9 protein-coding genes and 1 tRNA gene are annotated in these 12,230 nt (G+C 49.5%); 3 read left to right on the forward strand and 7 right to left on the reverse strand.

What is annotated here, in order from left to right:
- Positions 1-45: 45 nt before the first annotated feature.
- The 6 genes from ADG881_RS03145 to ADG881_RS03170 all read right to left on the reverse strand — a co-directional run bounded on the left by ADG881_RS03145 (position 46) and on the right by ADG881_RS03170 (position 8,459).
- Positions 46-630: a hypothetical protein gene (locus ADG881_RS03145; protein WP_039926027.1), complete on the reverse strand. Its 585-nt coding sequence runs from the start codon at positions 628-630 to the stop codon at positions 46-48.
- Positions 631-659: 29 nt separating this feature from the next.
- Positions 660-1,826 carry a DUF4268 domain-containing protein gene (locus tag ADG881_RS03150; RefSeq protein WP_007150701.1) on the reverse strand — a complete coding sequence of 389 codons (1,167 nt, stop codon included), beginning with the start codon at positions 1,824-1,826 and terminating at the stop codon, positions 660-662.
- Positions 1,819-3,234, reverse strand: a complete 1,416-nt coding sequence (locus tag ADG881_RS03155; protein WP_007151099.1) for a restriction endonuclease subunit S — start codon at positions 3,232-3,234, stop codon at positions 1,819-1,821. The genes ADG881_RS03150 and ADG881_RS03155 overlap by 8 nt, the downstream gene beginning before the upstream one ends.
- Positions 3,224-4,939, reverse strand: a complete 1,716-nt coding sequence (locus ADG881_RS03160; protein WP_007149660.1) for a class I SAM-dependent DNA methyltransferase — start codon at positions 4,937-4,939, stop codon at positions 3,224-3,226. The genes ADG881_RS03155 and ADG881_RS03160 overlap by 11 nt, the downstream gene beginning before the upstream one ends.
- A 53-nt stretch (positions 4,940-4,992) precedes the next feature.
- A complete protein-coding gene (locus ADG881_RS03165; protein WP_039926029.1) occupies positions 4,993-7,407 on the reverse strand; it encodes a hypothetical protein in 2,415 nt (804 codons plus the stop codon).
- A gap of 317 nt (positions 7,408-7,724) precedes the next feature.
- The gene (locus tag ADG881_RS03170) at positions 7,725-8,459 is read right to left on the reverse strand and encodes a hypothetical protein (RefSeq protein WP_156790320.1); all 735 of its coding nucleotides are present in this window, start codon (positions 8,457-8,459) and stop codon (positions 7,725-7,727) included.
- 160 nt (positions 8,460-8,619) lie between these two features.
- On the opposite strand from ADG881_RS03170, the gene ADG881_RS03175 reads away from it, so the two are divergent.
- Complete coding sequence (locus ADG881_RS03175; RefSeq protein ID WP_039926033.1) at positions 8,620-9,201, forward strand: 3'-5' exonuclease; 582 nt, start codon at positions 8,620-8,622, stop codon at positions 9,199-9,201.
- A 613-nt stretch (positions 9,202-9,814) separates the two neighbouring features.
- Entirely contained in the window at positions 9,815-10,510 is a 696-nt protein-coding gene (locus ADG881_RS03180) for a hypothetical protein (RefSeq protein ID WP_039926035.1), read from the forward strand.
- Between the two features lie 43 nt (positions 10,511-10,553).
- Here ADG881_RS03180 and ADG881_RS03185 read toward each other — a convergent pair whose 3' ends face one another.
- The gene (locus ADG881_RS03185; protein ID WP_007150271.1) at positions 10,554-11,903 is read right to left on the reverse strand and encodes a tyrosine-type recombinase/integrase; all 1,350 of its coding nucleotides are present in this window, start codon (positions 11,901-11,903) and stop codon (positions 10,554-10,556) included.
- A gap of 227 nt (positions 11,904-12,130) precedes the next feature.
- Here ADG881_RS03185 and ADG881_RS03190 point away from each other — a divergent pair.
- A tRNA-Thr gene (locus ADG881_RS03190) sits at positions 12,131-12,206 on the forward strand.
- Positions 12,207-12,230 lie beyond the last annotated feature (24 nt).

Raw genomic sequence — 12,230 nt, forward strand, 5'->3', positions numbered from 1 at the left:
TTATCAGCCACGCTTTATTAGCGTTCAGATTGATATCAATTTTTCTTATTGAGACGGCCCCGAAACCGAAATCATCATAGAAGCTATACGTGTAAAAATGTAGATATTCTGCCCTTGATCATTGAGGTCATGCCTTAATAAACCAAGTTCAACCAGAGTGTTCAGGTCATCCTCAAGAAATCTGGACTCTCTGATACTCACGCCCCTCTCTTTCCCGTCCAGATACATCAATTCAACGCCCTGAGAATGATGCAACTCCAGCATCTTACTGGCTCCAGACAGCTGAAATTGTTCAAGGATAGACTTAGCCTGATCAGACAGCTGTCCCCGCTGAGCATGCACACCAGAACTTATGTCTGAAAATCCTGGGAGGATGCTTGCCAGAGCGGCGAACGAGGTATCAAGTGCATCCAGGCGCGTCATCAACTGGCCATGGTTGAGTCCAAGCAAGGCTTTGATGCCTGTTACAGTGGAGGAATTGGACTCAATAAGCAGCTTCACTTCTTCATGGTTTTTGGCCACAAGCCACTCAATGAAGTCTTGGAACTCAGCCTGCTGATTAGCTCCACGGCTAGCCTGAAACTGGCCAAGCAAACCTACTATGGTTGCAAACCCTGTTATTGGCTCCATGCCTAATTCTCCTCTTCCCTGCCTATAACTTAGTCCTGAGATGCTTCGTATTGCCGGAGAGACTGCTTAATTTCTTCTAGCGGCTGTCGTAGAGCCTTTTCAAGTCGATTCATGTGCTCCACCAGCCAGTCGATCATCTCAGGCCAGTTTGACTTGTTGTAGCCGTCGACAGGCTTGGAATACTGAATTCGGCAGGCTTTCTTGTTTGGCAGAGCATTCCAGGTGAGTTCAGCGCCGAAGGCTGATTCTATCTCTGCCTTTTGAGACTGTAATGCCTCAAAGACAAAGGTATTCACCTCAGATTCTGGCCGCTGCATTGAGAATTCGACCCGAATCTCACCTTTGGCAAAGATCAAGTGATATGGCATGGATCGCATTCCGGAACCGGCACTTTGCCAGTGATCCTTTCCGGGGCTAATATTGTTGTACAGCGTGCTACCGCTATTATTCATCGCCTCAATGCACTTATCCCAGAATGCCATGCGCAAGGTGTGGCGGTGCTTGAGCTCGGTATCGGCGCTCTTTTCCTCTGTTTCCTTGGCTACCATACCGATCATGAACTCGCTGGACTCCGGAGTGGGTATGATCTGCTCTACATTGAGGAACAACTCCTCACCGGCCTGATACGGCGTCACCTTGAAACACTGGCAGGAAATATCGAACTGGCTTAGCCATAACACGGTGCTGGTCACTTCCTTTCGATATTTTGCTGCCACAAAGATCAGGCGCTGGCTCTTGATGCGGTTGATCTGGGCGGCTTCCAGCCCATCCACCTCCAGAAACTCCACCAGGTTTTCCTCGGCGTTGGCCGCAGGTTCGCCGGTCTCCTGGGCCTTTTGATTCAGATAACGCTGAAAAATATCCACTACCTGGGCCTTGCTCAGGCTAGCGCAGTAGCTGGCGTATTTAAGCGCCTGCCAGACCACATCCCGGCCACTGTCATCCAGCTTGTTCTCGATGATGACCAGATTGCCATCCTTGTCGATGGCCAACAGATCCAGGCGTTCGCGGGTATCGTCAAAGCCGTCGAACTCTTTCTGGATAATCAGTAGCTCTTCTCCCTCGTTCTGGGTCAGGGCTTCGGGGCAGTGTTCCAGCCATTCCTGCAGGTGCTTTCGCTCAGTGAGGCGCAAGTCGGTGAAACGCTTGGATTCCACGGGAGTTATGCGGTTCTGGTCGATATGGATTTTATACATGGGCCGCTTCCTCTGACTGGCCCAGCCCCTTATCTGGTAATTCCAGCTCACCTGTGAGTAGCTTAGGAAGCAAAGCGTCACGAAGCTCCGCTAACGAGCAGGAGTTTTCTTGTGTAGTCTGGATTTGCTGAAAAATCGGCTCCATCTTCGATTCAAAGTAATTCAATAATACGGGATTAGGAACGACAAACTGCATCCCCTTAATGGTTTTTGAATTTACTGCCGTAGCGATAGAGGAAGTGCTACCAAGCGAAGAATAATCGAAAGAGGACAACCATAAATATGTCCAATATGTCCCTGGAGAATCATCATTAATTCTGAAGTGCGCAATAGCTTCGTTTGTGGTCATCTCTGAGCTACAAATCATAACTCTTCCAAGAGTTAACTTAAAACTAAGCAACACAGTGCCTGGCGGGCATATTTTTACATTATGTTTAGCCACCGCATCTGCAATTAGATACTCCTCGGTCACAGATGAAAAAACGTTACCATCACCCATTCCTTTGATTGACAACCACTTAATATCTTTAGGGTCTTCTGTAAACCAATGCGGCTCCTTTCTGGGAGGAGTCTTTCCTATCGTGATCTCGAATCTTTCGTGAGCTTGGCAAGTATCCCACCCCTCCGGAATCCCCCCCAACTCACTATCCTCCAAGGTCGAGGGGAACAGTTCGGCGGTGGCGCGGAGATCGGCGTAGCGGTCGGGCTGTTCGGCCTGGAGGCGGGCGAGTTCGTCGGTGGTTTTTCCGGAAATGGCCTGTATGGCGGTAAACAGGGCATCTTCCTCGCTGCCACCGGCTTCCAGCGCGGCGATCTTGGCCTTGACCGGCTCGAAATCCACAAACCAGCTTTTGAAGATGGCTTGGGCTATCTTTTCGAGGGTTTGGTTAATTTGGTGATTAGACTGGATCCTCTCAGATAAAGCCCCAAGAATGTTAGCTATAGACTGTTCGTGCTCGCTCTGTCTTGGAATCTCTAGAGACTTTAAAACAGGAATTCTTACATTACTTACTGTAGTGCCAGTGCCTTCATTCCAGGAAATCTGGTGCTGCACAAATGGAGACTGTAATGCCCAATACAGATATTCACCGCTTATTTCTTTCTTAGGGCGTAGAAGAACTTGCCTTTGCCCCAAACAGCACTTCAAACCCTCAGGAATCAGACAAACCTCTCCCATTGGGGCTTCCCGGGTAAAAACTATATCTCCAGCTTGAGGTACGGCTCTCTTTATTCTGGATTGATATCCTTCTTCATCGGTGTAGCTTGGGCTAGAGAGATCAAGCTGGCCGTTTCTTATATTTTGATTTCGGAGGACGATCACCCCTTCACTTTTCCACTTTGGCGTTGAATGTGGGCAGTCAACAACCAGTTCACACAGCTCTTCGAGAGGGGTTGTTTTAGCACTCATACCCCAGCCCCCCAAGATGCTGCTTGACCTCAGCCTCCAGCCGATCACTCTCCGCAAACTGTTCCTTAAGCTGCTCCGTCAATCGCGCCATCTTCTCGGCAAAGGGCTCGCCATCATCCTCCTGTTCCTGCGCCCCCACATAACGCCCTGGGGTCAGCACATAATCATACTTTTTGATCTCGTCCAGGGTGGAGGACTTGCAGAAGCCGGCCACGTCCTCGTAGCCCTCGTCCTGCTGCCAGGCATGGAAGGTATCAGCGATTTTGGCGATATCTTCATTGGTGAAATCACGCAACACCCGGTCTTTCATAAAGCCCAGATTACGGGCATCGATGAACAGGAATTCGCCGCGGCGGTCACGCTTTTTCTCGTTGCGCACCATGCCGTTGGTCTTGTCTTTGGTCAGGAACCAGATACAGGCGGGGATCTGGGTGTTGGTGAACAACTGCCCCGGCAGGGCCACCATGCATTCCACTCGGTCTTCCTCGATCAAACGCTTGCGGATTTCACCTTCATTGTTGGTTTTGGAGCTCATGGAGCCGTTGGCCAGCAACAGCGCCATGCTGCCGGTGGGAGCCAAGTGATGCAGCATGTGCTGCATCCAACCGAAATTAGCGTTGCCCTTGGGAGGAGTACCGTACTGCCAGCGAGCATCGTCGGCCAGGGATTCGCTCCACCAGTCCTTCATGTTGAAAGGTGGGTTGGCCATGACGAAGTCAGCGCGCAAATCCGGGTGCTGATCGTTGGTGAAGGTATTGGCGTTTTTAGTACCAAAGTTGAAGTCGATCCCACGGATAGCCATGTTCATCGCGGCCAGCTTCCAGGTAGTAGGATTGGCCTCCTGGCCGTACACGGAGATATGTTTCTTCTGCTCTGCAGCATCGTAGTGCTGCTCACTAGCGTGATTTTCAATGAACTTGTCACTGGAGACAAAGAAGCCACCAGAGCCCATGGCCGGGTCATAAACGCGGCCGGAATACGGCTGCAGCATTTCTACTATCAGGGTGACGATGCTCTTGGGGGTGTAGTACTGGCCGCCCTGCTTGCCTTCGGCCAGGGCGAACTCGCCTAGGAAGTATTCGTAGACGTGGCCGAGGATGTCTTTACTGTGCAAATTAAGCTTTTCGCCACTGAATACCGGCTTGGTGAACGAAGTGTCAGAAAAGGTGTTGATCAAGCCAATCAAGGTCTCATTTTCCTGCTGGTATTGCCCAATTCGGTTAAGGATCCCTTTGAGTTTGGCGTTACTCTTCTCAATCTCTTCCAGTGCGTTGTCGATAAGCCATGAAACCGAGCGCAGCTTCACATCATTGCCGGCATCGTCCTGCCAGAGCACTGTACCGGTGGGAAGTACCGCTTTTTCCTTGAGCGTCTGCCATCGGGCTGCCTTGGGCATCCAAAAAACATTGGCTTCTCGGTAGTAATCCAGCACTTCCAGCTCGTCTTCTATTGCCTGCTGGTATTCCGCATCACTATCGAAATCTTCCCGTGGCAGGTAGTAGATATTGTCGTCATCGTCAGTCTGGAACAGCTCTAACAGCTCGTCCTGACGCTCAGCAAAAGCATCAGAGACGTACTTAAGGAAGATCAGGCCAAGAACAATATGCTTGTAATTGGCAGCATCCATGCTCGCTTGAAGCTTGCAGGCCGCCTTCCAGAGCTTGTCATCAAGCTCTTTGAGGAATTGCTGTTCGGTATTATTCATGGATCTTCCCTACTACTAAAGACAAAACGCCCGGCTTTCGCCGGGCGTATATACTACTGCACGTTAAGGATAATGGATTTGGGCCCCAAGAGGTCAGTCTGGCCATTCACTGACTCTACATAGACCTCATATTGCTCTTTCTGGGACAAGGAGATATCGACCTTCCGGCCAGTCCAGGTTTGCCCTGAGTCATAGTAGGTACCGTCAACGTCGTAACGGGCTTTCCAGGTGATCTCTGTGGGCTGAACCAGTCCGTTTTTGTCAAAAATGTAGGCTTCCAGGTTTACTGTCTGATCGGCTGAGGTTGAAAGCTTCTCTTTACCAAGAATGTAAATAGCGTACTTATTGGTAAGAGGTGTCTCGTTGTCGGATGTAATACAAACACCATTGGAATCGGACAAGGAGTCCAATGAAGCATTTCCTTGTACGAATGCTTTCGTTGAGCAATACACCGAAACCCCACCATTGAATAAGACAGCGGGCCTATTCAGATTTGTCTCAGCAGAGCCGGAATATTGCCCCATCAGATATAAGCTTCTTGCTGTGGACTGCACCGAGCTTGCGAGAAGGCCACCATATATGTAAGGGATGGCATCTCCTGCAACCTCAGAATCTATAATGAAGGACGCCCTAAACGATGTAGATGCAAGATCAAAATAACTGCCGACTGAAAGCACATTATCCAAAGTCAAGTGACCATCTGAAATGATTTGAGCCTCAGCAATACCTACCCCTTTCAGAGTTGATTGACCTTGATAACCACGGACTTGCAAATAACTAACCTTATCCCCGATAAACTGCTCGCTCTCGTAATCTAAATATACATCTCCGGCGAAATCAAAATAATTCCAGTGCCCATCCAAATTATTGGGGGAGGATTCAATTACTACCGGCGAAATAGCATTGCCGAGTACCTGCACTCCGTTTTTAGCTAAAATAAACCAATCCCTATCAACCTGAAGTATCGCCCCAGCCTCAATCAATAGCAGGTTATTAAAGGAAGTATCACAGGTCACAAAATGCTGGCCCGATGTGATTTTTATTGGATCCTTATAGATTCCGCAGATGTTGCCTGTGACAGCAACATAATCAACATTAACACATTGATTATCCTCAACTTTCTGACCTACCAAACAAGAAGTTACCGGAGCCTCACAACCTCGAGAAGTGTCTACCTGTCCATCCGGACAAACACTCGTCAATGACTGACAAATATCACCATTCCACTCATACCCGTCGTCGCAATACACATTCACATAGTGTGTTTGAGCGCAGCCTGCGTCGCCAAAGCTCTTCGTCTCTTGGCGAGACCCATTTTCCATAGAATAGTTACTACAGGTTTCTGTATAACATGTCTGATAGGGCGTCCCCGTCCCATCAGAATTAACGCTAAAGTAGTCGACTTGGTATAAGCGGTTATACGATTCTGATTCATAACACTCGATTTGCTGGGCTGACCCCAGGAGCGTATTTACAGTGAAATAGTTAGAGGAAACAGTTCCAGCACCATTCGCGCCGTCTAACCCATTACACACATAAGACGTCGCCATCACCTCCGTTGGATCCAGTGTATTATTTTGATTACTGTCGATGCCTGTTTGGATAGCTTTACCACCAGCAGAGCAGTTTGTGCCAGCCGGTTCATCCTCAACATTCACCAAGGAAATACTGCCTTCCCCATCCTGCCCATTACACAAATAGCTCGTGTCAGTAACCTCCCCCCCCTCCAGGATGGAGCTTTGGTCGACATCCAACCCCACATCGATTTGCACTCCTCCATTCGGGCACTGCGCATTGCTAGCCACGTTAGAGGTGTTGATCAGGGTTTGATATACAACGGGGGTATCACCGTTACAGATATATTTGATCTGGGTAACTTCGTCGATATCCAGCGCGCCATTACGATTGAAATCCAGTCCAGAGGTGATTTTCTGCCCGCCAGCCGTGCAGTTGGCACCTGCCGCTTCACCTTCCATGTCCAGCAGACTGCTGAACCCGTCGGTTTGACTGGCCGTGACAGAGCAGACGTAGCTGATCTGGCTAACCTCGGCCGGATCCAGGATACCATCGTCCGAAGCATCCAGCCCCACAGAGACCTTCAGGCCACCGTAGGTGCATTGGGCACCGGCGCCGATTTCATCGACACGAATCAGGCTAGCCACACCATCGCCGCCATCGGCACCGTTACATACTTGTTGGGTTTCGAAGATCTCATCAGGATCCAAAACACCATTTCGGTTTGCATCAATCCCTTGATCAATCGTCACACCACCCTGGGGACAGGCTTCACTGCTGGCAAACGCGGTTTTTGCGACTGTTGCAGATAACTGGTCAGGCTTTGGTGTAGCTTGCTGAGTGCTAGGCGCGGAGCTCCCACCACCTCCACCACCGCAAGCGACCAGCGAGGCAGCCGTGACCATCAGTAACAGTTTGATTCCTTTCATGTTTCCCCCGATCTGTTTCTTCATATGCTGAAACGCCCGTCCCATGAAACAGACGAATTTATCAAGATTGAATCACCGACATGTAGGACAGTAAGGCTGCCTGAAAAAAGGGAGAAGAAGATTTGGAACTGGCGTAGTAGCTATCGCGAGAACAAGCCATAAATGCTGCCTGATCGCATCCCTGCCAATTCTGACTCATGCCCCCATATGTGAGCACAACCCTCATCCATGAAGGCGGTTCAATTATTATGAGTGAACCATATCACACTCATGCTTTAGTGCCAGACTTGGAGGGTAGACAACCGGACAGAAGGTGTTGGCCCGAGGAAGCGCCATAGCGGTCAAGAACTCTTGCCCTTCATTCTTTCCAGCTGCTCTTGCCTCTCTCTAATCCGCAGTTCGATCGCTGCCAGTTGCAGGAGAGCTTCATCCAGCTTCTTATCCTGAGTCGCCTGTTCGTAGTTATCGATGATCGATTCCAACTTACCTATGAGCCCCCTCTTTCTGAGCTCACTGCGGGGTTTTCTGGCGGAATAACGCAAGCGTGAGAGTTCCATCTCAATCTTCTCTATTGGAGTCAGGGTCTCCTCTTCCTGCCTTATGAGCTCTCGGTCTGCCTTTATTCGTGCCTCTATCTTCAGGATCTTCTTTTCGACCGCCATCCGGGGACGGCCCACACGGGAACCGGCATCACCTGAATCCTCCTGACCGGCCTTGATCCTTTCTATGCGAACCAGGTTACGACGAATACCAGTTTCAAGTTCAGAAATCCGGGTTGCCGGGGGTCGACCAGGGCCCTTCTTGTCCATCAAATCCTCAAACCTACTAAATTCAGCTGCATCCGTGATGAAGCCTTGCCCATGGTCATTAGGAATAACTGCTGTTGAGCCCAACTCCTCTGCGAGATCCAGAAACTCCCCTAATGCCCTGTTCATCTTGTCTTTAAGAGTTAACCCAGGTCTGCCAACTTGCTTTGGCTGCTCTACATGATCTTCTTCTCGAAGCCTTTTTCGAAAATCAATGACTTGATCCAGAAGACGATGAGCCCGGGAAATTTTCTTCTGCTCATCGGTCATCGAAGGGCGGCCTCTGCGGTTCTCAGCCATACGTAATCGCTCTCTGAATGCCTGAAAAATGGGCCGAAACACTAACACAACTGCTTGCCGGATCAATTATTTACGATATATTATTTTGATTCAATCAACACTGCTAACCGAAAAATTGCCAGGAGCATGGATGAGCCGCCCAATCCTCGTCGTCGATTTAGAAGCCACTTGCTGGAATGACCGCAAAACCACCGTTGACGACATGGATATTATCGAGTTTGGCTGCGTGATCGCTGATGATAACGGCAACATTCTTGATGATTTTGGCACCCTCGTCAGGCCAAGCCTGAACCCCACTCTTTCTGACTTTTGCACTCGGCTAACCACAATTACACAAAGCAACGTAGACAATGCGCCGCCCTACCCCGATGCTTGCAGGCTGATCGACGAGTGGCTGGATGGCCGTGAAAAAGGGTTAATCTGGGGAAGCTGGGGCGGGTATGACCTCAATCAGATTCGGGCGGAACAGGCGCGTCATGCCATTGCCCCAAAATTCCTAGGCTGCCCACACGTTAACCTCAAGAAACTCTGGGCCAAGTCCATGGGATTGAGGCCGATGGGCATGCGTAGAGCCATTGAGCATTCTGGTTTTACCGTTGACGGCACCCACCACCGGGGCATCGATGATGCCCGAAATATCTCTAGGCTTGTGCCATCCATTAGTAGAGACCTGATTAACGCAGCAGTCCATCGAGCTAGAGCCAATCCGTGACCTTCACTCACATCCTATGGCTCATTTAGCTCGCGGAGCGATGCAAGCCTGAATAGAAGGTGTAGTGCCAGAGAGAGGGCAGCCCCCTCTGTTGGCTCATATCTTAGGGCGAGCCATGTTCACCTTGCGAAATCTCCACATTCCTCACCTCAATACAGCAAAGCACACCAGAGCAGAATTCGCCAAAAATTAATTTACCGTTTATATTTGCTCCATAATCAAACTTAATATATCGTTAATTAACAAACCAACGGCCAAGGAGGGCAAGAACAAAATGGAAAATACAACGCATGTATCCCGACGAAATAAGCTCTACTGAAGCTGCAAAGCTGCTCAGCCTTTCAGCCACCACCCTTTCCACATGGCGCTGCCGTGGAGGCAGACCCCTACCTTGGCACAAGCGATTTGGCCGTGTTTTCTATCGCGAATCTGAATGCCGTCAATTTCTGGTAGACCAGACTAAACAAGGCTCATACCTGTAACCAAAAGCCATACAGCTCCTTTTTATCAACACGATAAAACTGACGTGGACTAAGGCTGAAGCCCGGCTTGACGGTAAGTTGTTCCCTGAAAACAGGGATTCAAGCAGCATTCAAACCATTTGGAGTACGACATGAAAACAATGACTACTAAGCAGTTCAGAGAATTCGTTGCGAAAGACGGCTGGAAGCAAACACAAACATACGAAGAATTGTATTACGGTGATGGGTTTTCTGGCGGTGTGATTACGATTATTAGTGAGCTTGACGATGTTAAAATCACTGTAAATGCTGGGTACGGCTATCGCGATGGCTGCCCGGGAACCGTTTTTCTTGACGAGCGTGCAGAAGAAAATACAGATCGCGCTAGTCTTAAAATTGAAGGCGTTGAGGTTTTTGATGATCATGGCGACAAAGCAGATCTCGATGATATCTTTTTTATTCTTCCGCATTTTTTCTGCTGCGCTAACGACGAAATCGCTGAAAAAATTCATGAAGAAGCAAGCTGCGAGCCAGATCTTTCTGCGCGTAACAAAGATCTAGTTCTCGCGTTTGAGTTTGGTGATATTGAAGGCACGACAATGGATTTTGAGGGCTATGACACGCTCGAGCGCAACGATTTCGGACAGCTGTATTCTTTTGACACAGAAGAAGATCGTGAAATCTGGCTTGATGAAGTTCCGGAAATGAACTGTAGTCGCGCTGCAAAAACGTACTCAGAAGCAAGAGATTTGCACAAAGCGATGAATTACTGCGATTTTGAAGAGTACGCAAAATCGCTGTCAAGAACTGAAGTTGAGCTTGAGTGCGAAGAAGAAGACGAAGAGTAAGCCTGATCCAGGGGCGCCCCGGCCTCTTCCACCACCTTCTCCCCTACCCCTTTTTTGCAATCAAAATCGCTTTTCCGGAGCTGTCAGTGTCTGCGGTGTAGCCGCTTGGTATGCCATAAGTTTTATTTAGCTTCGACTGCATATCCCAGGCTGCATCTGCAATAACTTGATCGATGATTAGCTGAGCCTGGCGCCGCTGGGCGTCTACTCGAGACTGAATATAGTGCTTGTTTACCCCCTGGATCTGGTGACCGGTCAGGCGATTGAGCAGATCGGCATTGATACCGAGCTCTGCACCAATTGTTTTGAATGTACGACGAAGATCATGTGTTGTCAGATTGTCGATGCCAGCCTCTTTATTGACAGCCTGCCGGAATTTCTTTGGGTCGAGCAGGTGATTGCCATTCTTTCCTTTAGCGGTAGGGAATAGCCATTGGCCGCCAGGATCTGTGAGTTCGAGCACCTTCAACCGCCATTCAATAATTTGCTTAACTTGAGCAGTGACAGGCAGTGTTGTGTCTGTTTTCCCGGGAGCTTCGATCACTCCGACCTTCAAATCTATCGAATCTCTCGGAATTGACACCAGGCTATTCAGGCGAAGGCCAGTGAACAAAAATAGGAGTAATGCATCTCGAGAGCCCTGGGCGACCGCGGATCCGGATTGAAGCTCTGATCGCTTGAAGAGCGCTTGTAGCCAGTCGCCGACTTCTTCTGTCTGTAGCACTCGAGAGCGACTGGTCTCGGGGTACCAGAGCTTTTTGTCGGACATGACATCCACTGGATTTTCGATATACCCAGCAGCCCTGCCGAACTCCGACCTACCGAAATTCCACACGGATGACAACACGCGCATTGCTGTGTTCACCTGGCGCCCACCGGTGCGCGACTTGCCAGCAGCAATGTTTGCTTTCACGTAATCAATCGAAATGCGCTCTACCTCAGCCCTTGTGACCTGGACAAGCGGCTTGTTTGCGATAGGTTTCAGGACGGTGTCGAGAAGATTTTTGACATCGCGAATGTAGCTCGAGCTGTACGGCCGCCCTGGCCGGCCGCGATCGATCATAATTTGAGCAACATTTTCGAGCGTGTGAACACCAGATTTTCGCTGCGCCTCATTGCCTGAGACGATATCGCGAATCGTCTCGTCAGCTTTTTCGATCGCCCAGTCCAATCCGTTTGCTCTCATCTCACTTTCAGAGCAGATCTTGCGCTTCACCGGTTTGCTTTTCTGTTCGCCCTCGATTTTGATGCGCTTGTAAATGTAGCCCGACACCCCACCTCGAATCCTAATCGTCAAATTTGTTCCATCAACCCCGACGAATTCTTCGCCCTGGTAGTTGCCTTCTTCCACATCTTTCAGTAGATTCCTGAGCGCTGATTTTGTGGGTTTCATGTGCTCGTCCGTGTAGCCCCGTTTGCAGCCCAGTATATCGACTGGGGCTACACCGGGACACAGGGCCGGGCTACAAATGGGCTACAGCACGACTCAAAAATCAGCAAACCGATTGATTGTTAAACAGTCTCAGCGAAAAATGTTAAATAATCAGTGGTATATTGGATATGACTAACATCCTGATTTCATTAGATATTTCCAATATATCGATCAAAAAGTAGTCAATTGCCGGGATAGCTCAGTCGGTAGAGCAACTGATTCGTAATCAGTAGGTCCGCGGTTCGATTCCGCGTTCCGGCACCATTTCGAATTCCACAAAAAAGCCGC

Source organism: Alcanivorax sp. DG881, assembly GCF_000155615.1.
In the GTDB taxonomy this organism is placed as follows: domain Bacteria; phylum Pseudomonadota; class Gammaproteobacteria; order Pseudomonadales; family Alcanivoracaceae; genus Alcanivorax.

Excerpts from the sequence above, each read along its gene's own strand:
- ADG881_RS03150 (WP_007150701.1), bottom strand. The coding sequence starts at position 1,826 with ATGTATAAAATCCATATCGACCAGAACCGCATAACTCCCGTGGAATCC.
- ADG881_RS03165 (WP_039926029.1), bottom strand. The coding sequence starts at position 7,407 with ATGAAGAAACAGATCGGGGGAAACATGAAAGGAATCAAACTGTTACTG.
- ADG881_RS03145 (WP_039926027.1), bottom strand. The coding sequence starts at position 630 with ATGGAGCCAATAACAGGGTTTGCAACCATAGTAGGTTTGCTTGGCCAG.
- ADG881_RS03175 (WP_039926033.1), top strand. The coding sequence starts at position 8,620 with ATGAGCCGCCCAATCCTCGTCGTCGATTTAGAAGCCACTTGCTGGAAT.
- ADG881_RS03170 (WP_156790320.1), bottom strand. The coding sequence starts at position 8,459 with ATGACCGATGAGCAGAAGAAAATTTCCCGGGCTCATCGTCTTCTGGAT.
- ADG881_RS03185 (WP_007150271.1), bottom strand. The coding sequence starts at position 11,903 with ATGAAACCCACAAAATCAGCGCTCAGGAATCTACTGAAAGATGTGGAA.
- ADG881_RS03180 (WP_039926035.1), top strand. The coding sequence starts at position 9,815 with ATGAAAACAATGACTACTAAGCAGTTCAGAGAATTCGTTGCGAAAGAC.
- ADG881_RS03160 (WP_007149660.1), bottom strand. The coding sequence starts at position 4,939 with ATGAATAATACCGAACAGCAATTCCTCAAAGAGCTTGATGACAAGCTC.
- ADG881_RS03155 (WP_007151099.1), bottom strand. The coding sequence starts at position 3,234 with ATGAGTGCTAAAACAACCCCTCTCGAAGAGCTGTGTGAACTGGTTGTT.